Below are 23,055 nucleotides of genomic sequence, written 5' to 3' on the forward strand. Positions count from 1 at the left end.
CAGAGCAGGGCGTTGGTGGGGGCCAGAAGGCTCAAGAAGCTTTGCATGAGGCGGGCAAGTATTTGACGGGCAAACCGTTGCTGCTGGCTGGGCCACAGCGCCAAGCGGCGATGGTTTTGCCACCATCGGTGCTGCCCACCACGGCGGTCTCACCGCTTTGCAATGGCGTCAATGCGATGGCATTGGCCGAGCTGCTGGTGGTGCCGCGCAAAGCTTCGTGGTTGCCGACCACAGTGATCACGCCATTGGCATCGACGGCGATGCTGGTGACGTACTTGCTGGTCTGGCTGTCACAGGCTTTGGGCAGGGTTTTGGACACATCCGCATCGGATGAGGAGGAAATCGCCTCGTTCACAGCGGTTTTGCAACCGTTGGCCGCCAACAGCAGCTCAGACACCTTGGCGCGGATGGTGTAGTCCTGATACGCCGGCAGAGCCAGTGCGCCCAGAATGCCGATGACCGCGATCACGATCATCAGCTCAATCAAAGTCAAACCTTTTTGCCTTTTTTGCATGGCATCTCCTCCCTGTTGAATGGAGTTCGATGGTAAATCAATCACCGATCAAACTCCAGTCAGCGGCCTTAAGAAGCTTCTTCCTGTGCGGGGCGTCGGGCCAAAATGATCTTGCCCAAGGCCAGCACCAACAAGGCACCTGCCACGCCCAAGCCATAGCCCCAAGCTTTGTCCTGAGGGATGTAGGCGATCAAACCTGGATCGGTTTGCACCATGGTGCCTGCAATCCAGCCCAGCAGCATGCCGCCCACAGTGATGATGATGGGGAAACGGTCCATGAGTTTAAGGACCAGTTGGCTGCCCCAGACGATGATCGGGATGCTGACCAGCAGGCCGAAGATCACCAGCGGCATTTGATGATCGGCATTGCCGGAGGTTTGTGCGGCACCGGCGATGGCGATCACGTTGTCAATGGACATGACCAAATCCGCAATGATGACGGTTTTGACGGCACCCCATAGTTTGTCGCTGCCCTTGATGTTGCCGTGGTCTTCGTCTTCGTCAGGGGTCAACAGTTTCACGCCGATCCAGATGAGCAACAAGGCGCCGACAAATTTGAGAAACGGAATGGCCAGCAGCGTGAGTGCGAAAAAGATCAGGATCACGCGCAGCACGATGGCACCGGCGGTGCCCCAAAGAATGCCTTTGGTGCGTTGGTGTGCGGGCAGTTGGCGGCAAGCCAAGGCAATCACCACGGCGTTGTCGCCACCCAGCAGGATGTCGATCATGATGATCTGGCCCACAGCGAACCAGAAATGAGCGGTCAGAAATTCTTCCACGGTGTTCCTTTGATCGCCTGTTGAGGTCTGGCGAAACTTGATTTCAAAAAACGGAAAGCCGGATTGTCCCGCAGGACATCCGGCTTCGGTATTGTGGCAAACCACAGCCGCCCGTAAGCGGCTCAGAGTTTACTTCAGCTGGGCCTTGAGCAATTTGCCCAGTTCAGACGGGTTGCGTGTGACGATGAAGCCGCACTCTTCCATGATGGCCAGCTTGGCATCGGCCGTGTCGGCACCGCCAGAGATCAGGGCACCTGCGTGGCCCATGCGCTTGCCGGGAGGGGCAGTCACACCAGCGATGAAGCCCACCACAGGCTTTTTCATGTTGGCCTTGCACCACATAGCGGCTTCGGCTTCGTCTGGACCGCCGATTTCACCGATCATGATGACGGCGTCGGTGTCTGGATCGTCGTTGAAAGCCTTCATCACGTCGATGTGCTTCAAACCGTTGATGGGGTCACCACCGATACCGACGGCGCTGGATTGGCCCAAGCCCACTTCGGTCAACATCGCCACGGCTTCATAAGTCAATGTGCCTGAACGAGACACAACGCCGATACGGCCTTTACGGTGGATGTGACCGGGCATGATGCCGATCTTGATTTCGTCAGGGGTGATCAGACCTGGGCAGTTGGGGCCGAGCAGCAGCGTGCGCTTGCCGCCAGCGGCTTCCTTGGCCTTCATCTTGTTGCGCACTTCGAGCATGTCACGCACTGGAATGCCTTCGGTGATACAAATCGCCAGGTCCAGATCGGCTTCAACGGCCTCCCAGATCGCAGCGGCTGCGCCTGCTGGTGGCACGTAGATCACGGACACGGTTGCGCCAGTTTGCGTGGCGGCTTCCTTGACGGTGGAATAGATTGGGATGTTGAAGATGGACTCGCCAGCCTTCTTGGGGTTCACGCCCGCGACGAAGCAGTTCTTGCCGTTCGCGTATTCCTGGCACTTTTCAGTGTGGAACTGACCGGTTTTGCCGGTGATGCCTTGGGTGATGACTTTGGTGTCTTTGTTGATGTAGATGGACATGTTTGTTCCTAATCAGTTGCGGACGGCACCTTCAGCACCGTCCTGCAAAGTCATTACTTAACGGCTGCGACGATGGCTGTCGCGGCTTCGGCCATGGTGTCGGCAGAGATGATCGGCAGACCGGATTCGGCCAGCATCTTCTTGCCCAGCTCGTCGTTGGTGCCCTTCATGCGCACGACCAGTGGCACGGACAGGTTCACGGCCTTGCAGGCGGTGATCACGCCGGTGGCGATGGTGTCGCACTTCATGATGCCGCCGAAGATGTTGACCAGAATGCCTTTGACATTCTTGTTGGCCAGCATGATCTTGAAGGCTTCGGTGACTTTCTCAGCTGTAGCGCCGCCGCCCACGTCCAAGAAGTTGGCAGGCTCGCCGCCGAACAACTTGATGGTGTCCATGGTGGCCATGGCCAAGCCAGCGCCGTTGACCAAGCAACCGATGTTGCCGTCCAGGCTGATGTAGGCCAGGTCGAACTTGGAAGCTTCCACTTCAGCAGGATCTTCTTCGTCCAGATCGCGGTAAGCCACGATTTCGGGGTGACGGAACAGCGCGTTGGCATCGAAGTTGAACTTCGCGTCCAGGGCCATCACGTTGCCTTTGCTGTCGCGGTTCAGCGGGTTGATTTCCACCAACGAAGCGTCGGTTTCCATGTAGCACTGGTACAGCTTCTTGAAGATGTCCACGGCTTGCGCGGTGGAGTCAGCGGGCATGCCGATGGCGTCAGCGATCTTCTTGGCTTGGGCATCGCCCAGACCGGTCAACGGATCGATGAACTCGGTGATGATTTTCTCGGGAGTGGAGTGGGCCACTTCCTCGATGTCCATGCCGCCTTCGCTCGAAGCGATGAAAGCGATCTTTTGGGTGGCGCGGTCGGTGACCACGGACACGTAATATTCTTTGTTGATGTCAGCGCCGTCTTCGATGTAGAGGCGACGGACTTTTTGACCTTCGGGACCAGTCTGGTGCGTCTTGAGCTGCATGCCCAGGATCTCGCCAGCCAAGCGTTTCACGTCGTCAATGGTTTTGGCCACTTTGACGCCGCCGCCCTTGCCACGGCCACCGGCGTGGATTTGGGCCTTGACCACCCACACTGGGCCGCCCAGTTTTTGAGCGGCTTCAACCGCCTCTTGAACGGTGAATGCTGGAATGCCGCGGGGGACTGGCACGCCGAATTGACGCAAGATTTCCTTGCCTTGGTACTCGTGAATCTTCATGAGGTCTTCTCTCAGTGGGTAGTTGATTGACCGGCCCGCTGGGGTGATTCACCCGCCAGCAGGCGCTGGACACTGCAGCCTGCGACTGTATCATGCTGCAACGCACCAATACTGAGCCCGGCGTCTTACAGCGACATGACGCAGCGTGCTTGATTTCATGAGGAAGTACACACAAATGGCCAAAATCTTCATCGACGGCGAAGCCGGCACCACCGGTTTGCAAATCCGCGAGCGCCTGGCGCTCATGCCCCAAGTGCAGGTGCTGAGCATCGATCCTGCCCGTCGCAAGGACCCGCAAGCCAAGCGCGAGTTGATGGCCGAGGCCGATCTGGTGGTGCTGTGCCTGCACGACGATGCCGCCATCGAGTCGGTCGCCATGATCGACAGCCTGACCGGCCAAAAGCCCCGCATCGTGGACGCGTCCACCGCGCACCGCTGCAACCCTGAATGGGTCTACGGCTTCCCTGAACTGGCCGCTGGCCAGCGCGAAGCCGTGATCGCCGCAGACCGTGTGGCCAATCCCGGTTGCTACGCCACGGGCGCCATTGCCTTGTTGCGCCCCTTGGTGCAAGCCGGCTTGGTGCCCGCCAATTACCCGGTCTGCTTGCCGTCGGTCAGTGGTTATTCAGGCGGTGGCCGCACCATGATCGAAGACTATGAAGCGGGCAAAGCCCCCTTGTATGAAGCCTATGCCTTGGGCCTCCAGCACAAGCACATTCCGGAAATCATGCGTTTCACAGGCCTGACCTGCCGTCCGCTGTTTGTGCCGGCGGTGGGCAATTTCCGCCAAGGCATGCTGGTGCAGCTGCCGTTGCATCTGGACGCCTTGCCCGGCCAGCCCAAAGCCGCTGATTTGCACCAAGCCTTGCGTGCCCACTATGCGGCCAGCCAAGCGGCAGGCGGCTGGGTCAGCGTGGAGCCCGCAACCGAGAACGGCAAGCTCGACGCCTTGGCGCTGAACGACACCAACAAGCTGGAGTTGCGCGTGTTTGCCAACGAAGAGGCGCGTCATGCGGTGCTGATTGCCCGTTTGGACAACTTGGGCAAAGGCGCCAGCGGTGCGGCGGTGCAGAACATCCAGTTGATGCTGGGTTTGTGAGCCAAGGCACCGACGGCATTTGCATTTTTCGGGACACTGCGACCATCGACAGAGCCTTCTGACGGCTCTCTCCAGCTTGATGAGCCCTTTCGAGGGCACGACGAAGCAAGATGGTTGCCCTGTCATCAGGGTGGTTCATTGGGGGGAGCCCTCAGAGGGCTTTGCCACATCTGCGAACGGCACTCATTCGTCGTCACAGCCTTGCACCACGCGGCGTACCACCTCGGCGGCAAAGCCCCGGGTGATCAAAAAGCGCATTTGCCTGGCCCGCTCATGGGCATCGGCAGGCGGCTGACCGAATTTCTTGCGCCAGACTTCTTGTGCGCGGCTCAATTCGGTGTCGCGCAAACCTTCCATCGCTTGCGCCACCGCTTCGCCAGACAGGCCTTTGGCGGCCAGTTCTTGCCGAACACGGGCTGCGCCCAGCTTGCTGGCGCGGCGGTGGACCACCGATTCGATGGCCCGCCCGTCGTTGATGAAATCCCGGGCCTGCAATTCGTCCAGCGCCTTGGCCAGCTCGCCTGGCGTTTCCTCGTGCGGTGCCAGTTTGCGCTCCAGCTCTGCCCGGGAATGCTCGCGCTGGCTCAAAAGCCGCAAGGCGCGGCCTTTGAGTGAGGGCTGAAACCCCAAACCCTTGCGGGTTCCGGGCGCCTTGGGTGCATCGCTCATGTGGCCCCTTACGCGGCTTCTTTGGCTTCCTTGGGCTCTTTGGCCGCTTTGGCGGGCTTGGTGGGTGCGGGTGCGGTGTCACCTGTAGCGCTTGCCAGCAAAGGAATGCCCAGCGAGTCGCGCACTTTGTTCTCGATTTCGAAAGCCAGGTCGGGGTTTTCGCGCAGGAATTCGCGGGCGTTGTCACGGCCCTGGCCGATTTTTTCGCCCTGGTAGGCGTACCAGGCACCCGACTTTTCGATGACCTTGGCTTCCACGCCCATGTCGATCACTTCGCCTTCGCGGCTGATGCCTTCACCAAACAGGATGTCGAACTCGGCGGTCTTGAAGGGGGGCGCGACTTTGTTCTTGACCACTTTGACCTTGGTCTCGTTGCCGATCGCGTCGTCGCCTTTCTTGATGGTGCCGGTGCGGCGAATGTCCAGACGCACCGAGGCGTAGAACTTGAGCGCGTTGCCGCCGGTGGTGGTTTCGGGGCTGCCGAACATGACGCCGATCTTCATGCGGATCTGGTTGATGAAGATGACGGTGCAGTTGGTCTTTTTGATGGTGGCGGTCAGCTTGCGCAGGGCCTGGCTCATCAAGCGGGCCTGCAGGCCGGGCAGGCTGTCGCCCATGTCGCCTTCGATTTCGGCCTTGGGGGTCAAAGCGGCCACCGAGTCGACCACGACCAGGTCCACCGCGCCGGAGCGCACCAGGCTGTCGACGATTTCCAAGGCCTGTTCACCGGTGTCAGGTTGGCTGATCAGCAGGTCTTGCAGGTTCACACCCAGGTTTTGGGCGTACTGCACGTCCAGGGCGTGTTCGGCGTCCACAAAGGCGCAGGTGCCGCCCAGGCGTTGCATTTCAGAGATCACTTGCAAGGTCAGGGTGGTCTTGCCGGATGACTCCGGGCCGTAGATCTCGATCACGCGGCCACGGGGCAGACCACCCACGCCAAGGGCGATGTCCAGACCCAGCGAGCCGGTGGAGACAACCTGGATGTCTTCGATCACTTCGCCCTCGCCCAGGCGCATGATGGTGCCCTTGCCGAATTGTTTTTCGATCTGGGCCAGTGCGGCTTGCAGGGCTTTGGCTTTTTCGGTGTTCACTTCGCTCATGGAAATCTCCTTGAATATCAATGGTTTGGGGCATCCGCTCCCTTGAAAGCGTGTGCTTAACTGGATGCGTGAACAGTACTGTAAACGAACTGTACAAACGAGTAAACCATATTTTTGGTCAGTTTGCCTTATCATTTGCGGCATGGCCGATGCACCACTTGTCACCCCTCCAGACCCCTCCAAAGCGATGGACGACCGCTGGCGTCAAACCCATTTGGGACGCCTGCTGGGCCACGCCATGCGGCGCTTTGACGAGCGGGTCTTGCACCTGATGGCCCACAACGAAGGCGTGCCTTTGGCCTTGTCGAACCTGGCCGCTCGCGACCAGATCAGCGCGGCGCATGTGCACATCACGCGCCACTTGGCGATCGAAGGCTCGCGGCTGACCGATCTGGCGCAAGCTGCGGGCATGAGCAAACAGGCCATGGGCGACTTGGTGGACCAGTGCACGGCCTGGGGCTTGGTGCAAAGGCAAAGCGATTTGCAGGACGCCCGTGCCAAACGTGTTGTCTTCACCGCCGATGGCTTGGCCTGGTTGCAGGCTTTCAAAGACGCCGTCGCGCAAGCCGAAGCGGAATTCAGGGATGCGGTGGGGCAAGATGTGGCCACGGTGGTGGCCTTGGGCCTGGAGGCGTATGCGCATTGACGTCATCAGGACAGATCACAAGATCAAATGAAGCCGGACAGTGACGGCCTGACACTAAAATCAGCTCAAGCGCCCGGATATACACCTCAAAAAAGCCAGCATCTACAACAGGAGACAGCCATGCGAATTCTCATTGCCGAAGACGATCAGGTGCTTGCCGATGGCTTGTTGCGCACCCTGCGCAACGCGGGTGCGGCGGTGGACCATGTGGCCAGTGGCAGCGAGGCCGATGCGGCGTTGATGACCAACAATGAATTTGACTTGTTGATCCTGGACCTGGGCTTGCCCCGCATGCACGGTCTTGAGGTGCTCAAGCGCTTGCGCTCGCGTGGCTCCACATTGCCGGTGCTGATTTTGACCGCCGCCGACAGCGTCGAAGAACGGGTCAAAGGCCTGGACCTGGGCGCAGACGACTACATGGCCAAGCCTTTCAGCCTGCAAGAACTCGAAGCGCGTGTGCGCGCCCTGACCCGCCGCGGCATGGGCGGCGCCACTTCCCAGATCAAGCACGGGCCACTGATCTATGACCAGTCCGGTCGCGTCGCCACCATCGACGGCAAGATGGTTGAACTCTCCGCCCGTGAACTGGGCTTGCTCGAAGTGCTGCTTCAGCGTGCGGGTCGTCTGGTCAGCAAAGACCAGTTGGTTGAACGCCTGTGCGAATGGGGCGAAGAGGTCAGCAACAACGCGATCGAGGTGTACATCCACCGCCTGCGCAAGAAAATCGAAAAAGGCCCGATCCGCATCGCCACGGTGCGCGGTCTGGGTTATTGCCTCGAAAAAATCCCCGGCTGATCGTGTCGGGCTTGCACACCCGCACCTTGGCCTGCGTGCCCACCGAGCCATGAAGTCCAAGGGTTGGAGCGTCAAGTTTTTCAAACGTGAACAGCGTTCGCTGTTCGGGGAGATCCTCGACTGGATGTTGACCCCGCTGCTGCTGCTGTGGCCCATCAGCCTGGCCTTGACCTGGCTGGTGGCGCAGGGCCTGGCCAACAAGCCCTTTGACCGTGCCATGGTCTACAACGTGCAGGCCTTGGCGCAACAGGTCAAATTGGGGCCCGACAAAAAAGTCCAGTTCAACCTGCCTCAGCCAGCCAGCGAATTGCTGCGCGCCGATGAAACAGACCTCGTTTATTACCAAGTGCGTGGGGCCAACAACGAGCACTTGAGCGGTGACCGCGATGTGCCCATGCCGCCCGATGAAGAGGACAAAGGCAGCAGCTACGAAGTGCACATCCGTGACGACGAAATGCGCGGCATGGAAGTGCGCGTGGCCTACACCTGGATACGGCTGGATGCCGATGGTAAGCGGCCTGCGCTGGTGCAAGTGGCCGAGACCCGTGAAAAACGCTCCGTGCTGGCCGCAGAGATCATCAAGGGGGTGATGCTGCCCCAGTTTGCCTTGCTGCCCTTGGCGGTGCTCTTGGTGTGGCTGGCGCTGGTGCGCGGCATCAAGCCTTTGTCTGAGCTGGAAGAGCGCATCCGTGCCCGCAAGCCCGACGACTTGAGCCCTTTGGACGACAAGGCGGTGCCCATGGAAGTGGCGCCACTGGTGCTGTCGGTGAATGACCTGCTTGAACGGCTGAAAGACTCCATCGTCACGCAAAAGCGTTTTTTGGCCGATGCGGCGCACCAGCTCAAGACACCGCTGGCAGGTTTGCGCATGCAGGCCGACCTGGCGCAACGCTCAGGCTCCAGCGAAGAAGACCTCAAAAAATCGCTGCAGCAAATTGGCCGCGCCAGCGTGCAAGCCACCCACACCGTGAACCAGTTGCTGTCTTTGGCGCGGGCCGAGGGTGGGGGGACCAGCGTGCCCCAGCAAGCCTGCGACATGGTGCGCTTGGTCAGCGATGTGCTGCAAGACAGCTTGCCCCGCGCCATGGACAAAGGCCTGGACCTGGGCTACGAGGGCGTGGACGCCGATACCCCTGGCGTGAAAGTGACGGGCAACCCCATCTTGCTCAAGGAGATGGTGCGCAACCTGGTCGAAAACGCCATCCACTACACGCCTTCCACGGCGCAGCGGCCAGGCGTGATCACGGTGCGCGTGTTGGTCGACCCCTACAGCAAGGCGCTGGTCTTGCAGGTCGAAGACAACGGCCCGGGCATTCCGGTGCCCGAGCGCGATCTGGTGTTTCAGCCGTTTTACAGGGCCTTGGGCACCAACGTGGATGGCTCAGGCCTGGGCCTGCCCATCGTCAAGGAAATTGCGCAGCAGCACGGCGCCACGGTCAGCATTGCCCCGACGTTTGAGAACCAGACGCCGCCTGGTGCGTGCTTTACGCTGCGCTTCAAAGTCTTTTGAGCCCGCGCCAGGCGCCAAAACCACTCAGGCGGGCTTGCCCATGTTGAGCTGCAGGCGCTCACGCTCCATCACGCGGGCCACGGCAGGCACCGCCGCGACCTTTTGCACAAAGGCCCACAGCTCGGGGTGCTCTTCGGGCGTGATGCCGGCAATCGTGCCCCAACGGGTCAGGGTCAAGCTGTAGGCGTCGAGCACGCCGAACTGCTCACCGCTCAACCAAGCCTGGCCTTTGGCGGCTGCGGCTTTGACCAAGGCCTGCAACTCGCCCAGCATGCCCCGGAACAACTGCGTGTTGTAGGGCTTGAGCGCGGCCTGCACTTCGGGCAAGTCCGAAAACTTTTGCGGCATGAAGATGTGCGTGAAGGTCGGGTGCACCGTGTTGTTCATCCAGGCCAGTGTGGAGATGGCTTGTGCGCGGGCAATGGGCTCCGTGGGCAAGAAGCCCGCCTGCGGGAAGAGCTGGTCCAGGTGCAGCACGATCGCCACGATCTGGGTGACGACCTGACCGTTGTTGACCAGCACGGGCACTTGGCCGCGTGGGTTGATGGCTTTGTACTCCTCGCTGTTTTGCTCGCCTTTGTGCAGCTTGACCATGTGCGGTTCAAACTCGGCGCCACTCATCTCGAGCAGCACATGGGGCACAAAGGAACAGGCGCCAGGGGCGAAATACAGTGTCAGGCTCATGGGGTCTCCGATAGGGGGTTAATTGGATGCGGGCTTGGCCTGCGGTGCCGTGGCAGGCGCTGTGCTCACCGGCGCAGACGCGGCACCAGAAGGTGCGACAGCCGCGGGCGTGGGTTTGGCGGGCAAGACTTCGGGCGCTTTGCCAGCAGGCGCGGCAGCCGCTTCAGAAGCTGGTGCAGCGGGCGAAGGCGAAGACGCAGGTGTGGGTGCAGTCTGGCCTGGCAGCGTGAACTGCAAGGCCTCGGGCTTGATTTGTTGCTGCAAGCGCTCTGGCTCGCGTTGCACATTGGGGCCCCAGCCCCAGCGGGCAAAGGCGTCCCACTGCCAGGCCAGTGTGATGACGTTGAGCAGCAGCAACAGGGCTATCCACCAGCGGATTTTCATGGTTGGTCCTCGGCAAAGGGGCGCACGCTGACTTCGGAACTGTGGATGTCCACCACGCCAGCATCGGTCTGCAATCGTAGCGCACCGCTGGCGCTGACACCCCGCGAAGTGCCCTGCAACCCATCGCTGGTGTGTACGCGCCGACCTTTGAGCACGTCACGCGCTTCAAAGCGTGCTTGCAGGGGGGCAAAGCCGGTGGTCTCAAAAGCCAAAATGGTCTGGATCAAGGGCGCCGCAACGCGCGCCAGTGCCGCAGCGGCAGTCGCGTCAGGCCAGCATTCGGTCAAGGCTGCAGGCGGGGTGTTCAGGCCATCGGCCGGGCGCGGACGGATGTTCAGGCCCACACCGATCACCACCTGGCTGCGCCCCCCCATGCTGGCGGCTTCCACCAGAATGCCGCCCAGTTTTCGTTCTTGCATCCACAAATCGTTGGGCCATTTCAAGCGCACATCGGGGTGCAGGCTTTCGGCCAGACTCAGACCCACCGCCAAGGACAGGCCTGACCAGTCTTGGGGGGCGATGGGCAGGCTCAGCGAGAAGGTCAGTGAATCACCCGGCTGGCTTTGCCACACGCGGCCCATGCGGCCACGGCCTGCGGTCTGGCGCTCGGCCACCATCAGCGTGGGCTCATGTTGGCCTGCGCGGGCGCGGCGCATGAGTTCGCTGTTGCTGGAGTCGATCTCGGGCAGGATATCGACGGTGAAGTCGGGCAGCCAGGGAAAGACTTGCTCCCAGATGGCTTCAGCGGGCCAGGCGGTGGGGGTCATCATGAGAAAAATGCCAAGCAGGGTGTCATTGCGAAAAGGGCGCTCACTTCAGGGCTGACGGCATCGCGAGCGAAGCGTGGCGATCCAGCGTGTTTGCGGTTTTGCGTGGAGTCTGGATGGCCACGTCGCTTCGCTCCTCGCCATGACGGCTTGTGAGGCGCAATGCTATTGAGAGGCCTTCTTGACCTTTTTGGCCGACTTCTTCTTGTCCTTGTCCTTCGGTTTGGCATCGGCCTTCACTTTGGACTTTGGCTTGGCCTCCGACTTGGCCTTGTCTTTGGATTTGCCTTTGGCCTTCTTTTGGCCTGGAATCTTGGGCGTGTCGGCGCGGTCTTTGGGCGACAGCAGCGTGCCCCGGCAGTTCTTGGCGCCGCACCAGCAGGGGTACTCGGCCTTGAGTTTCTTGGTGTAGGGCTCGTCGATGATCAGGCCGTAGTCGTAGTTCAGCTCTTCACCGGCGTGGATGTTGCGCAGCGCCTTGATGAAGATGCGCTCGTTCTCTTCGTCGGCCTCGCAGTTGGGGTCGCAGCTGTGGTTGATCCAGCGCGAAGAGTTGCCGCCGTGCAGCGCGTCGATCACCTTGTCCTCGTTCACATGAAAGTAGAAGGTGTGGTTCGGGTCTTTGGGGTCGTGCGGGTGGCGGTCTTGCGCCTCGTCCCAGCTGATGATCTCGCCCACGTATTCAATCAGCGTCTCGCCCTCGGCGAGGTCTTGCAGGGCAAACACGCCTTTGCCATGCACACCGGAGCGGCGAACCTGGATGCGTCGCTTGGATGTCGAACCGGAAGAAGAAACAGGGGATTTGGCCACGGTGTTCAAAAATTTGTTATGGTGAATTCATGTGGGCGTGCGCGTGAGCGCGCCCAGGCGTGCATGTGTGCGAGCGCGCGAGCGCACGCGAGACAAGGGGATTGTAGACATGAAAACTTTGGTGATTGCAGAGAAGCCTTCGGTGGCTCAAGACATCGTTCGGGCCCTGACCCCTGTGGCGGGCAAGTTCGAGAAACACGATGACCATTTCGAGAGCGACACTTATGTGGTGACGAGCGCGGTGGGCCACCTGGTGGAGATCCAGGCCCCCGAGCAATACGACGTGAAACGCGGCAAGTGGAGCTTTGCCAACCTGCCCGTGATCCCGCCGCACTTTGACTTGAAGCCGGTGGACAAAACCAAGAGCCGTTTGAGCGCCGTGGTCAAGCAGGCCAAGCGCAAGGATGTGACCGCCCTGATTAACGCCTGTGACGCGGGCCGCGAGGGTGAGCTGATCTTCCGCTTGATTGAGCAGTACGCAGGTGGCGCCAAACCGCTGAACAAACCCGTCAAGCGTTTGTGGCTGCAGTCCATGACGCCGCAAGCGATCCGCGATGGCTTTGACAGCCTGCGCAGCGAACAACAAATGCAGGGCCTGGCCGACGCCGCTCGCAGCCGGTCTGAAGCCGACTGGCTGGTGGGCATCAACGGCACCCGCGCCATGACCGCGTTCAACTCGCGCGACGGTGGTTTCTTTTTGACCACCGTGGGCCGGGTGCAAACGCCCACGCTGGCCGTGGTGGTCGAGCGCGAAGAGCAAATCCGCAAGTTCATGAGCCGCGACTATTGGGAAATCCACGCCGAGTTCGCCGCTGCCGCAGGCACCTACCCCGGCAAGTGGTTCGACCCGAAGTGGAAGAAAGAAGAAGACGCCGAAAAGAAAGCCGACCGCAAATGGACCGCCGCTGAAGCGCAAGCCATCGTCGACGCGGTGCGCGGCCAGACGGCCACCGTGACCGAAGAGGCCACGCCCACCACGCAAGCCAGCCCCGGCCTGTTTGACTTGACCAGCCTGCAGCGCGAAGCCAACGGCAAGTTCGGCTTCTCGGCCAAGACCACGTTGGCCCTGGCCCAAAGCCTGTACGAGCGCCACAAGGCCCTGACCTACCCGCGTACCGACTCGCGCCACCTGCCCGAAGACTACGTGCCCGTGGCCAAACAAACCTTCGAGATGCTGGCCGACAGCGGCATGCGCCACCTGGCCCCGCACGCGCTCACCGCGCTCAACAACAACTACGTGCGCAAGATCCCGCGCGTGTTCGACAACAAAAAGGTGTCGGACCACTTCGCCATCATCCCCACGCTGCAAGCGCCCAGCGGCTTGTCCGAGGCCGAGCAAAAGCTCTATGACCTGGTGGTGCGCCGCTTCATGGCGGTGTTCTTCCCCAGCGCCGAATACCAGGTGACCACCCGCATCAGCGTGGCCGCTGGCCACAGCTTCAAGACCGTGGGCAAGGTGCTGGTCAAGCCGGGTTGGCTTGCCATCTACGGCAAGGAAGCGGCCAATGAGGTGGAAGACGCCAAAGACGGCGACAAAGGCCAGAACCTGGTGCCGGTGCAGCCGGGCGAGCAGGTCGGTGTCGAGTCAGTCGAAGCCAAGGGCTTGAAAACCCGCCCACCGGCACGCTATTCAGAAGCCACGCTGCTGGGCGCCATGGAAGGCGCAGGCAAGATGGTGGACGACGACGAACTGCGCGAAGCCATGCAGGAAAAAGGCCTGGGCACGCCAGCCACCCGCGCCGCCATCATCGAAGGCCTGATCAACGAGAAGTACATGCTGCGCGAAGGCCGCGAGATGATCCCGACGGCCAAGGCCTTCCAGCTCATGACGCTGCTGCGCGGCCTGCAGGTGGAAGAACTCTCCAAGCCCGAGCTGACCGGCGAGTGGGAATACAAGCTGGCTCAAATGGAACAAGGCAAGTTGAGCCGCGCCACCTTCATGGCCGAGATCGCGGCCATGACCGAGCACATCGTCAAGAAGGCCAAAGAATACGACCGCGACACCGTGCCCGGTGACTACGCGACGCTCACCACCCCCTGCCCCAACTGCGGCGGCGTGGTCAAAGAGAACTACCGCAGATATACATGCACGGGCGCACAAGGTGCTGCTGAAGGCTGCGGCTTCTCGTTTGGCAAATCGCCCGCTGGTCGCACCTTCGAGCCTGCCGAGGTCGAGCAGTTCATGCGCGACAAGAAGATTGGCCCGCTGGACGGCTTCCGCTCCAAAGCCGGTTGGCCCTTCGTGGCCGAGATGGCGCTCAAGTACAACGAAGAAGAAAAAAACTGGAAGCTCGAATTCGACTTCGGAGACGACAAGAAGAACGAAGAAAGCGGCGAGATCGTCGAGTTCACCGACGAGTCGCTGGGCGCCTGCCCCAAGTGTGGCAGCGCTGTGCACGAGCACGGCAGCAACTACGTGTGCAGCAAAGCCGTGCCCACCCACGAGCAACCCACGCCCAGCTGCGACTTCAAAACCGGCAAGATCATCTTGCAGCAACCGGTGGAGCGCGAACAGGTCGTCAAATTGCTGAGCACTGGCAAGACCGATTTGCTCGACAAGTTCGTGAGCAACCGCACGCGCCGCAGCTTCAAGGCCATGCTGGCCTGGAACCCCGAAGAGGGCAAAGTGGCTTTTGAATTTGAGCAGCGCGAAGGCGGCAAGAAATACCCGCCGCGCAAGACCGCTGCCAAAAAGACACCTTTTGGCAAGCCAGCCGCCAAGAAGACCGCCGTCAAAACCCCCGCTGCCAGAAAAGCCGCCAAGACCGCCGCGCCCAAAGCGCCGCGCAAAGCCGCTGTCGGCACGCTCAAGCCCAGCGCCTCATTGGCCGCCGTGATCGGGGACGGCACTTATGCCCGCACCGAAGTGGTCAAGAAGATCTGGGACTACATCAAGGCCAATGGCCTGCAAGACCCGGCAGACAAGCGCTCCATCAAAGCCGATGGCAAGCTGCAAGCGGTGTTTGGCAAAGACCAAGCCACCATGTTTGAGTTGGCGGGGATCATTGGCAAGCATTTGAGCTGACTTTTGCGCTCGCCCTGAGCCGTCGACGTTTTTCGGCGGCATTGAAAACGCCACGCTTGCCGTGGCGTTTTCATGTGTACGTACTTTGCGGACCCCGCCCTAATTGTTTGTGGACGATGGTTTTGAGAGTTTGTTGTTTGCAGCTGGTGATTTTCATTCAAATGTCATTTTTATAGATTAAAAAATGTAATAAATGTTGAAAAATAATACCTAAAAATTAAATATATCTTGATACTTTGCAAAAATAGCTGCCTGCCAATCAACCATCGTAAGGGGTTATTTTTATGCTCAACGTCAACACCATCAACGCTAAGAACAGTCAAAAATTTGAAGTTAAGCCAGGTCAGCCGACCAGCATCAAGGTAGAACCAAACACGCGCTTTGAGCTGGCCGATCCCACCACCGGAAAGGCTCCCGTCAAGATCAAGGCGCGACGTGCTGGAGACAATCTCGAAATCGTGATGGATGAGAAAGCGCTGATTGAAGAAGAGGCGGCCAGCAACGCGCAGAGCCCGGACTTGGTGCTCGAAAATTATTACAAGCAAGAAGATGTCAGCTTGTTTGCCGGCACCGGCGAAGCTGCCGTCAGCTATGTGCCTGTCGATGGCGCTGCTGCGGGTTCTTATGCAGCAATGAGCACGTCCGCCACCACTGGTGCGGCACTGGGTGTTTTGCCTTTGCTGAATCCCTGGGTAGGCGCAGCAGTGCTTGGAACGGGTGCCTTGGCAGCGGCAGGCAGTGGTAAATCCAATCAGGCACCTGTTGCCCAAGATGCAGCAGCCAAGGTGGATGAAAACAAATTGCTCAGTGACAAAGTTCCCGCAGCCATAGATTCGGATGGAACGGTCGCAAGTTATCGTTTGGTGAGTGATGTTGCTGCTGGCAAACTGACCTTTAATGCAGACGGTTCGTACAGTTTCGATGCCAACAAAGACTTTGATGGACTCGCAGCAGGTCAAACACGGACTGTTAGCTTTACCTACAGCGCTGTGGACAATGCGGGTGGTGTCAGTGAGGCCAAAACGGTCAGCATCACTGTGATCGGGGCGAATGATGCCCCTGTGGCGATTGCAACAAACAAGGCGATCAATGAAGGTGTTGCAGCAGCAGGCTCTGTGACAGCCTCAGATGCCGATTCGGGTGCCAAGTTGACTTATGCATTGACTGAAACAGCGCCTGCTGGCTTGTCTTTCTACAAAGACGGGACTTACATGTTTGATGCAAACAACGTTGCGTACAACAGCCTCAAAGCGGGTGAATTAAAAACCATCGCCGTGGAATTCAAGGCCAACGACGGGACGGTGGACTCGGCAGAGCAGACCTTGACGATTGTCGTCAAAGGCGTGAATGACAAGGCGGTGATCGCTGGCACGTCTACAGGCCAAGTGACAGAAGATGCACCCAGCAATGTGCTGACCGGAAAATTGACGGTGACGGATGTGGACACGGGTGAGGCGGCATTCAAGCCCGTGGCGCAAGCACAGCCGGTGGGCAAATATGGTCACTTCACTTTCGATGCACCAGTCGGTGAATGGTCATACACCTTGGACAATACAAAAGCACAGGCGCTTTATCAAGATCAAGCATTTGTTGAAAGCATGACGGTCTCCACGGTAGACGGCACGACCAGTGTGATATCGGCGACGGTCAAGGGCGTGAACGATGTGCCCGTTTTCCAAATTCAAACAGGTGATCGGGTCGATGTAACGGGTTTGACCGAAGACCCACTGAATGCGGTGAAGACCTCGGGTAGCGTGACGGTGAGCGACCCAGATGTTGAAAGCGGAACGGTATACGCGGTCACGGGTTTGAGCATCAGTGGTGGTTACACCCCTTTCAAAGATCCAGCAAATCTGACAGAGTCTCAGAAGGCAACATATGACCGTCTGTTGAACATGCTCTCGTTGGACAGTACGGCGGTCAAAAATGGCTCGGGGAAATTGGACTGGAATTTTGATTCGGTTTCAAAAGAATCGTTGGACATGATTCCAGAGGGTGAAACCATGGTGCTTGAGTACACGGTCACTCAGAAGGACCCGCATGGTGAGTCTGCAACGCAAACGGTGACCATTGAGATCACCGGTACCAATGATGCCCCCAAGGTTCAACTTCGCGCAGGAGATTCAGCGGAAGGGAAGATTGTTGATTTGACTAAAAATGTCACGGGCTCCCTCACGATCATTGACGAAGATGGAGTTGGGGCATATTTCAAAACAGTGAGTTTGGATGGCAATGAAATCACTAATACAGCGACACTTAATATTTTGAAAAGTCTGTTTGTGTATGACCCAACCACATCAACTTTTGAAACCAAGAATGAAGATGGGAATTACGATTGGATATTCAAAACCAGCGATGCCGTGAGCAGTGGGTTGTCCTCTTTTGCGGGAGCTGGAGATCATAAGCTCACCTATAACATGAACTTTCGCGATGATCATTTGATTGCAACAAGCCAAGAGATCAACATTCTTTTCACTGTCTGATCTCAAATTAGTGCTATAGTTTACGCATTGAAATTCAACCCCAGCCCCGCCACCGGCCAGTCCTCCACCGCGATCAAGCGCCCTGTACCAGACAGGGTGATGTAGGCGGTGCGGTGGCCGGGGCCGCCAAAGCAGATGTTGGTGGTGTAGAGGTCGGGTAGCGGCACATGTTGCACGGCCTGGCCGTCGGGACTGACGATGGAGATGCCGCCGTGCAGCAAGGTGGCCACGCAGATATTGCCTTGGGCATCGACGGCCATGGAGTCAAAGCGTTGGTAGTGCCCACCGGGTGATGCCGTCACCATGCGTGCGCCCTGCGGCGATGGCCAGGGGTCTTTTCGCACTTGGCCGGGAGCGGTGATGTCGAAGGCCCACACGCGTGCGCCTTCGGTCTCGGCGTAGTAAAGCGTTTGACCATCGGGCGATAGCGCAATGCCGTTGGGCGTCATCGCGGGTCTGGCCACGGCGTGGACGCCCGAGCCGTTGGGCTGCGCATAGAACAATCCGCCCCTGTCCATCTCGTGGTGGCGCACCTTGCCCAGGTCGGTGAAGTAGAAGCCGCCATGCGCGTCAAACACCAGGTCGTTGGGGCCGCGCAGGCCGATGCCGTCCACCTGTTCGTACAGGCGTTCAAATTTGCCGGTGTTGAGGTTGACGCGCTCGATGCGCCCGCCTGAATAGTCTTGCGCTTGGCCGATCGGGCGCAAACAGTTGCCGGGGTCCCGCGTCCATTCAAAGCCGCCGTTGTTGCAGATGTACACCGCGCCATCGGGCCCGATGGCGGCGCCGTTGGGGCCCGCACCCAAGTCGGCCACCACGTGTACACGGCCATCGGGGGTCACGCGGCTGAGCGTGCCGCGTGCAATTTCGACCAGCAGCACCGAGCCGTCGTCCATGGCCACGGGCCCCTCGGGGAATTGCAGTCCTGTGGCCAGTTCGCGAATTTTCATGTTTGCGCCTTTGTAAGGGGATGTCCTCAATGTAATGACGCCAAAACGTGCAACAAGCGGGGATTCCCTAGGACCTGTCACATCGCTGTCTGTATAGGCCTTCGGGTCAGCACAAACACGCCCAAAGACAGATGGTCAGTCCTGCAAGCGCCGCCCACACTGTTGGTGGATTTCAACTACACAAGGAATGTTCATGAAACGCTTGACTGTTCAACACATGGGTGCAGTGGCTGCGCTCGCGATGGTTTTGCCTTGGGGCCTTGCCCTGGCTGCGACCGAGACCGGTGCCAGCTCGGGTTTGGGCTCGGGGACATCCAAATTCATTGAGCGCCAGGAGCTGGCCGTTCACGCGATGGGCCAGGTGCGCACGCAAGAAAAGTCTGTCGCGGCCACGCGTGGGCAGCTCAAGGCGCAGGCCAAGTTGCTCAAGCAAACGCGTGAGCAAATCGAGTCGCAGGACAAGTTGCTGGCGCGCACGCGAGAGCAAATCAAGGACCATGACAAGGACACCCCTGCGGTGAAAGACCAGTTGCAAGCGCAAGAGAAAACGCAAACGCAAACGCTGGAGCAACTCAAGTCGCAAGACAAGGAACTGGGCAAAACACTGGAGCAGCTGCAAGCCCAAGAGAAGCTACAGATTCAGCTTTACGATTTGATGAAAACCAAACGTGCCAGCAGCCCGTCCTGAGCCGTTTGGCCGTGGCGTGGCGTTTCAGCCTGGGCTTGAAATGTCCACCTTCACGGGCAGCGCAGCGATGAGCGCCTGAAGCGACGCGCCAATGTGTGCCCAGGCCGCGTTGCTTGTGTCGACACGCACTGGCGCATCGCCTTGCATCAGCACACGAGGGCGCAGATCGCTCGGGATCTGCAAAGGTGCGCACACCTGGTCCACCAGGGCCTGAACCACCGCGCCCGTGGCCAAGGTGCGCAGCTCGGGTTTGTAGATCTTGCCCACATTGGTCACCGGCATCCGCTCCAGGATGGTGATGGATTTGGGTTTGGCGGGTGCTTCGTCCACACGCTCAGCGGTGAAGGCCAGTAGCGCTTCTTCGCTCACGTGTGCGCCCGCTTTGAGCGTGGCAAAAGCCACTGGCAGCTCGCCCGCATAGGCATCGGGTGCGCCCACCGCGGCACACAGCTCCACAGCGGGGTGCGCACCCAGCGCGTCTTCGATCACTTTGGGGTCGATGTTGTGGCCGCCTCGGATGATCAGGTCTTTGGCGCGGCCCGTCAGGTGCAGGCGACCCTGTTCATCGACAAAACCCACATCGCCGGTGATGAGCCAGCCATCGGGCGTGAAGCTGCGGGCGGTTTCGGCCGCGTCCAGATAGCCCGAGAACAAATTGGGGCCCTTGTAGAGCACCATGCCTTTGTCGCCAGCGGGCAAGGTGAGGGCGGTGGCCTGGTCGTCGCTGCCCAAGGCCACGATGCGCACGCTGGCATGGGGCAACGGCCAGCCCACGCAACCGGCCGGTGCGCTCAGGCCCGGCGGGGCCACGGTGCTCAGGCCTGCGGTCTCGGTCATGCCCAGGCTTTCGTTGATCTGCAGGCCAAAGGCCTGCGCAAAGCGTTGTGCCAGCTCGGGCGGCAGCGGTGCCGCCCCAGTGCGCACGGCACGCAACCGCGAAATGTCAGCGCCTGCCAGCGGCACCGCCGCCAAGGCGGCCAGAACCGTGGGCACACCCGACATGAGCGTGCAGCCATGGTGCGCCACCAGCTGCCAATAGTTGGCAATCACCTCGCGGTTGCGGAACAAACTGGCCGTCGGGATGAGGATGTGCATGCCCACGGCCAGCGAGCACAAAGCCCCCGGCAGCACGCCCGCCACATGGAAGAGCGGGTAGCCGTTGATGGTGACATCGGTGCTTTGAAAGCCCTGCATCTGCGCATTGGCCCAGGCGGTGAAGATTTGCGCGCCATGGCTGTGGCGGGCCAGCTTGGGTGCACCGGTGGTGCCCCCGGTGTGAAAGTAGGCCGCGATGTCTTGCGGCTGGAACACGCGTTCGCTGATCAGCCGATCGCTCACTTGTGATGCCCGTGCCGCGTGAAAGTCTTGCACGCCTGCGGGCAGCGCGTCGGTGGCTGGCAGCGGTCCGCCATCGGGGTGGACCAGCAGCACGGTTTTCAAAGTGGGGCATTGGGCTTGCAGGCGCAGTGCTTTGGCGCGCAGTTGGCTCTCGTCGTCCACACCGTGTGCGATCAGCACCTGGGCACCACTGGCTTGCAGCAAAGACAAGAGCTTGTCCTCGCTCAGCAGGGGGTTGAGTGGCTGCACAATGCCTGCCGCCTCGCCACCCCACAGGGCCAGGTGGTAGGCCAATCCCCCGGGCAGCAAAACAGCCACCACACCGCTTGAGCGCAGGCCCAGGGTGAACAGCAAGTTGGCTGTCTGGTGAATGCCTTGAAGCAGATCCCGGTAGGTCCAGGTGGTGGCCGGGCCGCCGACTTGGCCGGTTTCCAAAAACGTGAGCGCGGGTCGGTCGGCGTGGACTTGCGCGCTGGCGCGGATCACGTCGTAAGTGCTGGCCCAAGGTATGGCTTGCGCCAAAGGGGTGGCTTCCAGGCGCTGGAGGTCAGCCAAGGATTGAACAGGGGTGGAGGCGGTCAGGTGCATGCGCGATGGTAGCCATGGCCTGGGTGGTGCTTTGTCACGCAGGCGGCAAAGGCGTTCAGGGCACTTTGGAGTGTGTGCACAGGTGACAGGGGGTGGTGGCACATGCTTTCAGAATGGGCATTCTTTTCCACATGCACGCAAGAGGCCATATGCAACACATCGGATTTGTCGGCGCTTCGGGTTTGATGGGCCATGGCATGGCCAAAAACATCCGGGCCAAGGGTTTTGATTTGTCGATTTCGGTTCACCAGCGCACCGCGCCCGTGCAGGACTTGTTGGCAGCGGGAGCGCGGCAAGTGGCCAGCTATCCCGACTTGGCCGCCTGTGATGTGGTGCTGATTTGCGTGACCGGCTCGCCCCAGGTCGAGGCCGTGGTGGCGGGGCCGGGCGGCCTATTGTCAAAAGCGCGTGCGGGGCTGGTCATCATCGACACCTCCACCAGCGAACCCGATTCCACCCACCGCCTGGCCGCCTTGTGCGCCGAAAAAGGCGTGGTGTATGTCGATGCGCCGCTCACCCGCACCCCGATTGAAGCCGAGGCGGGCAAGCTCAACTCCATGGTCGGCGCATCGCCTGAGGTGTTTGCGCAGATCGAGCCGGTCATTCGGGCTTACAGCGAGAACGTGTTCCATGTCGGCGAGATGGGCTCGGGCCATGTCATCAAACTGCTCAACAACTTTGTGGCGCAAGCCATTTGTACCGCCACCGCAGAAGCTTTTGCGGTGGGTGCCAAGGCGGGCATTCAACTCGAAAAACTGGTCGATGTCATCTCGGCTGGCGGCGTGAATTCGGGCCTGTTCCAGTTGATGGCCAAGACCTTGCAAGGCGACTATGCCGCCATGAAGTTTGAGCTGAACAACGCGACCAAGGACTTGCGCTACTACGCGCACCTGACCGAGAGCGTGAAAGTGCCTTCCATCATTGGCGGCAGCGTGCACCAGGCGCTGAGCACGGCGGTGGCCTTGGGCTATGGCAGCGAGATGGTGCCCTCGCTGGTCAAGGCGCAAGCCCAGCTCAACCAGGTCAAGATCGGCCAGTCTTGAGCGACGCGATCCTGAGCCCAGACCAAACCGCCAGGGCCTTGCCGTACAGCGCCTTGGCGCAAGAGATCGCGACTTTGCTGCAAGACCCCACGGTGGCCGTGCCGCCGCGCATCGTGCAGGCCCTGCAGGGCGGTGGCAGTTTGTTTGTCATGCCTGCGGCCGATGCGCAGGTCGCGATCACCAAGCTCATCAGCTTCATTCCGGGCAATGCCGAGCGTGGCCTGCCGACCATCCAGGGCGACATCGTGGTGTTCGATGTGCAAACCGGTCAGCGTGTGGCTTTGCTGGATGGTCCTACCGTCACGGCGCGTCGCACGGCTGCCGTGTCTTTGTTGGCAGCCCAACAGCTGGCCCCGCGCCGCGATGGCCCGATGCTCATTGTGGGCGCCGGGGTGCAAGGCCGATCGCATCTGGAGGCGTTTCACCAAGGCTTGGGGGTGCAAGAGGTGTGGGTGGCCTCGCGCAGCCGTGCCAGTGCCGATGCGCTGGTGGCGCATGCCCACAGCATGGGCCTTCAAGCGCGGCGTGTGGATGAGCCTAACGCCGCATTGGCCGATTGCCCGCTGGTGGTCAGCACCACACCCGCACAACAAGTGGTGTTGACCGCACGGCCCCGCAGCGATGCTTTTGTGGCCGCTGTGGGGGCCTTCACACCGCGCATGGTCGAATGGTCGGCTGAGGTTTGCCAACACCTGGCCCGCACTGGCACTTTGGTGGTGGACACCCGCGACGCCGACCACGAAGCCGGTGACTTGCTGCAAGCGGGCCTCGATGTCAGCACCTTGCCAAGCTTGGCCGATGTGGTGGGCCAGACCGTGGCTTGGCAAAACGCGCACAGGCCCGCTGATGGCCCGGTGTTTTTCAAAAGCTGCGGCTGGGGCGGTTGGGATCTGGCGGCGGCCCGTTGTCTGGAGCGCACACGCGCACAGCAGGGCTGAGCCGC

The 23,055-nt window shown here is 60.3% G+C and carries 21 protein-coding genes; 9 read left to right on the plus strand and 12 right to left on the minus strand.

Going from position 1 to position 23,055, the window contains the following annotated elements:
• Positions 1-31 precede the first annotated feature (31 nt).
• The 4 genes from Q1W40_RS09975 to sucC all read right to left on the minus strand — a co-directional run bounded on the left by Q1W40_RS09975 (position 32) and on the right by sucC (position 3,533).
• A complete protein-coding gene (locus tag Q1W40_RS09975; RefSeq protein ID WP_300711441.1) occupies positions 32-514 on the minus strand; it encodes a pilin in 483 nt (160 codons plus the stop codon).
• 68 nt (positions 515-582) lie between these two features.
• Complete coding sequence (locus Q1W40_RS09980) at positions 583-1,293, minus strand: TerC family protein (protein ID WP_108323668.1); 711 nt, start codon at positions 1,291-1,293, stop codon at positions 583-585.
• Between the two features lie 129 nt (positions 1,294-1,422).
• Positions 1,423-2,319 carry a succinate--CoA ligase subunit alpha gene (sucD, locus tag Q1W40_RS09985; protein WP_300711444.1) on the minus strand — a complete coding sequence of 299 codons (897 nt, stop codon included), beginning with the start codon at positions 2,317-2,319 and terminating at the stop codon, positions 1,423-1,425.
• Between the two features lie 53 nt (positions 2,320-2,372).
• Positions 2,373-3,533 (minus strand): ADP-forming succinate--CoA ligase subunit beta, encoded by a 1,161-nt coding sequence (sucC, locus tag Q1W40_RS09990; RefSeq protein ID WP_300711445.1) that lies wholly within the window; start codon positions 3,531-3,533, stop codon positions 2,373-2,375.
• Between the two features lie 175 nt (positions 3,534-3,708).
• On the opposite strand from sucC, the gene argC reads away from it, so the two are divergent.
• Positions 3,709-4,632, plus strand: a complete 924-nt coding sequence (gene argC / locus Q1W40_RS09995) for an N-acetyl-gamma-glutamyl-phosphate reductase (protein WP_300711447.1) — start codon at positions 3,709-3,711, stop codon at positions 4,630-4,632.
• 183 nt (positions 4,633-4,815) lie between these two features.
• Here argC and recX read toward each other — a convergent pair whose 3' ends face one another.
• Complete coding sequence (gene recX, locus Q1W40_RS10000) at positions 4,816-5,301, minus strand: recombination regulator RecX (protein WP_300711449.1); 486 nt, start codon at positions 5,299-5,301, stop codon at positions 4,816-4,818.
• Between the two features lie 8 nt (positions 5,302-5,309).
• Positions 5,310-6,401 carry a recombinase RecA gene (gene recA, locus Q1W40_RS10005; protein WP_300711450.1) on the minus strand — a complete coding sequence of 364 codons (1,092 nt, stop codon included), beginning with the start codon at positions 6,399-6,401 and terminating at the stop codon, positions 5,310-5,312.
• A gap of 142 nt (positions 6,402-6,543) precedes the next feature.
• Between recA and Q1W40_RS10010 the strand changes: the two genes are divergently transcribed.
• The 3 genes from Q1W40_RS10010 to Q1W40_RS10020 all read left to right on the plus strand — a co-directional run bounded on the left by Q1W40_RS10010 (position 6,544) and on the right by Q1W40_RS10020 (position 9,352).
• A complete protein-coding gene (locus tag Q1W40_RS10010; protein WP_300711452.1) occupies positions 6,544-7,047 on the plus strand; it encodes a MarR family transcriptional regulator in 504 nt (167 codons plus the stop codon).
• 120 nt (positions 7,048-7,167) lie between these two features.
• Complete coding sequence (locus Q1W40_RS10015) at positions 7,168-7,842, plus strand: response regulator transcription factor (RefSeq protein WP_300711454.1); 675 nt, start codon at positions 7,168-7,170, stop codon at positions 7,840-7,842.
• 49 nt (positions 7,843-7,891) lie between these two features.
• The gene (locus Q1W40_RS10020) at positions 7,892-9,352 is read left to right on the plus strand and encodes a sensor histidine kinase (protein WP_300711456.1); all 1,461 of its coding nucleotides are present in this window, start codon (positions 7,892-7,894) and stop codon (positions 9,350-9,352) included.
• A 24-nt stretch (positions 9,353-9,376) separates the two neighbouring features.
• Here the strand turns inward: Q1W40_RS10020 and Q1W40_RS10025 are convergent, their stop codons facing one another.
• From Q1W40_RS10025 to Q1W40_RS10040, 4 genes are all read right to left on the minus strand, one after another.
• Positions 9,377-10,036, minus strand: a complete 660-nt coding sequence (locus Q1W40_RS10025) for a glutathione S-transferase family protein (protein ID WP_300711458.1) — start codon at positions 10,034-10,036, stop codon at positions 9,377-9,379.
• 18 nt (positions 10,037-10,054) lie between these two features.
• Positions 10,055-10,420 carry a hypothetical protein gene (locus tag Q1W40_RS10030; protein WP_300711460.1) on the minus strand — a complete coding sequence of 122 codons (366 nt, stop codon included), beginning with the start codon at positions 10,418-10,420 and terminating at the stop codon, positions 10,055-10,057.
• Positions 10,417-11,187 (minus strand): biotin--[acetyl-CoA-carboxylase] ligase, encoded by a 771-nt coding sequence (locus Q1W40_RS10035; protein ID WP_300711650.1) that lies wholly within the window; start codon positions 11,185-11,187, stop codon positions 10,417-10,419. Before Q1W40_RS10035 ends, Q1W40_RS10030 begins: the two co-directional genes overlap by 4 nt.
• A 165-nt stretch (positions 11,188-11,352) precedes the next feature.
• Positions 11,353-11,997: an SET domain-containing protein-lysine N-methyltransferase gene (locus Q1W40_RS10040; RefSeq protein WP_300711652.1), complete on the minus strand. Its 645-nt coding sequence runs from the start codon at positions 11,995-11,997 to the stop codon at positions 11,353-11,355.
• 109 nt (positions 11,998-12,106) lie between these two features.
• Between Q1W40_RS10040 and Q1W40_RS10045 the strand changes: the two genes are divergently transcribed.
• A complete protein-coding gene (locus tag Q1W40_RS10045; protein ID WP_300711462.1) occupies positions 12,107-15,022 on the plus strand; it encodes a DNA topoisomerase III in 2,916 nt (971 codons plus the stop codon).
• A gap of 284 nt (positions 15,023-15,306) precedes the next feature.
• Positions 15,307-17,505, plus strand: a complete 2,199-nt coding sequence (locus Q1W40_RS10050) for a VCBS domain-containing protein (protein WP_300711464.1) — start codon at positions 15,307-15,309, stop codon at positions 17,503-17,505.
• 20 nt (positions 17,506-17,525) lie between these two features.
• Here Q1W40_RS10050 and Q1W40_RS10055 read toward each other — a convergent pair whose 3' ends face one another.
• The gene (locus Q1W40_RS10055; protein WP_300711466.1) at positions 17,526-18,455 is read right to left on the minus strand and encodes an SMP-30/gluconolactonase/LRE family protein; all 930 of its coding nucleotides are present in this window, start codon (positions 18,453-18,455) and stop codon (positions 17,526-17,528) included.
• A gap of 193 nt (positions 18,456-18,648) precedes the next feature.
• Between Q1W40_RS10055 and Q1W40_RS10060 the strand changes: the two genes are divergently transcribed.
• Complete coding sequence (locus tag Q1W40_RS10060) at positions 18,649-19,143, plus strand: hypothetical protein (RefSeq protein ID WP_300711468.1); 495 nt, start codon at positions 18,649-18,651, stop codon at positions 19,141-19,143.
• A 24-nt stretch (positions 19,144-19,167) separates the two neighbouring features.
• Here Q1W40_RS10060 and Q1W40_RS10065 read toward each other — a convergent pair whose 3' ends face one another.
• Positions 19,168-21,069 carry an AMP-binding protein gene (locus tag Q1W40_RS10065; protein WP_300711470.1) on the minus strand — a complete coding sequence of 634 codons (1,902 nt, stop codon included), beginning with the start codon at positions 21,067-21,069 and terminating at the stop codon, positions 19,168-19,170.
• Positions 21,070-21,218: 149 nt separating this feature from the next.
• Between Q1W40_RS10065 and Q1W40_RS10070 the strand changes: the two genes are divergently transcribed.
• Entirely contained in the window at positions 21,219-22,112 is an 894-nt protein-coding gene (locus tag Q1W40_RS10070) for an NAD(P)-dependent oxidoreductase (protein ID WP_300711472.1), read from the plus strand.
• Entirely contained in the window at positions 22,109-23,050 is a 942-nt protein-coding gene (locus tag Q1W40_RS10075; protein ID WP_300711473.1) for a delta(1)-pyrroline-2-carboxylate reductase family protein, read from the plus strand. Before Q1W40_RS10070 ends, Q1W40_RS10075 begins: the two co-directional genes overlap by 4 nt.
• Positions 23,051-23,055: the final 5 nt, after the last annotated feature.

The sequence above is a fragment of the Limnohabitans sp. genome, from assembly GCF_030158565.1.
In the GTDB taxonomy this organism is placed as follows: Bacteria; Pseudomonadota; Gammaproteobacteria; order Burkholderiales; family Burkholderiaceae_C; genus Limnohabitans_A.

Excerpts from the sequence above, each read along its gene's own strand:
- Q1W40_RS10010 (WP_300711452.1), top strand. The coding sequence starts at position 6,544 with ATGGCCGATGCACCACTTGTCACCCCTCCAGACCCCTCCAAAGCGATG.
- Q1W40_RS09975 (WP_300711441.1), bottom strand. The coding sequence starts at position 514 with ATGCAAAAAAGGCAAAAAGGTTTGACTTTGATTGAGCTGATGATCGTG.
- Q1W40_RS10065 (WP_300711470.1), bottom strand. The coding sequence starts at position 21,069 with ATGCACCTGACCGCCTCCACCCCTGTTCAATCCTTGGCTGACCTCCAG.
- Q1W40_RS10060 (WP_300711468.1), top strand. The coding sequence starts at position 18,649 with ATGAAACGCTTGACTGTTCAACACATGGGTGCAGTGGCTGCGCTCGCG.
- Q1W40_RS10050 (WP_300711464.1), top strand. The coding sequence starts at position 15,307 with ATGCTCAACGTCAACACCATCAACGCTAAGAACAGTCAAAAATTTGAA.
- recX (WP_300711449.1), bottom strand. The coding sequence starts at position 5,301 with ATGAGCGATGCACCCAAGGCGCCCGGAACCCGCAAGGGTTTGGGGTTT.
- Q1W40_RS10025 (WP_300711458.1), bottom strand. The coding sequence starts at position 10,036 with ATGAGCCTGACACTGTATTTCGCCCCTGGCGCCTGTTCCTTTGTGCCC.
- Q1W40_RS10070 (WP_300711472.1), top strand. The coding sequence starts at position 21,219 with ATGCAACACATCGGATTTGTCGGCGCTTCGGGTTTGATGGGCCATGGC.
- recA (WP_300711450.1), bottom strand. The coding sequence starts at position 6,401 with ATGAGCGAAGTGAACACCGAAAAAGCCAAAGCCCTGCAAGCCGCACTG.
- Q1W40_RS10020 (WP_300711456.1), top strand. The coding sequence starts at position 7,892 with ATGAAGTCCAAGGGTTGGAGCGTCAAGTTTTTCAAACGTGAACAGCGT.
- Q1W40_RS10035 (WP_300711650.1), bottom strand. The coding sequence starts at position 11,187 with ATGACCCCCACCGCCTGGCCCGCTGAAGCCATCTGGGAGCAAGTCTTT.
- Q1W40_RS10055 (WP_300711466.1), bottom strand. The coding sequence starts at position 18,455 with ATGAAAATTCGCGAACTGGCCACAGGACTGCAATTCCCCGAGGGGCCC.
- Q1W40_RS10015 (WP_300711454.1), top strand. The coding sequence starts at position 7,168 with ATGCGAATTCTCATTGCCGAAGACGATCAGGTGCTTGCCGATGGCTTG.
- Q1W40_RS10045 (WP_300711462.1), top strand. The coding sequence starts at position 12,107 with ATGAAAACTTTGGTGATTGCAGAGAAGCCTTCGGTGGCTCAAGACATC.
- sucC (WP_300711445.1), bottom strand. The coding sequence starts at position 3,533 with ATGAAGATTCACGAGTACCAAGGCAAGGAAATCTTGCGTCAATTCGGC.
- Q1W40_RS10030 (WP_300711460.1), bottom strand. The coding sequence starts at position 10,420 with ATGAAAATCCGCTGGTGGATAGCCCTGTTGCTGCTGCTCAACGTCATC.
- sucD (WP_300711444.1), bottom strand. The coding sequence starts at position 2,319 with ATGTCCATCTACATCAACAAAGACACCAAAGTCATCACCCAAGGCATC.
- argC (WP_300711447.1), top strand. The coding sequence starts at position 3,709 with ATGGCCAAAATCTTCATCGACGGCGAAGCCGGCACCACCGGTTTGCAA.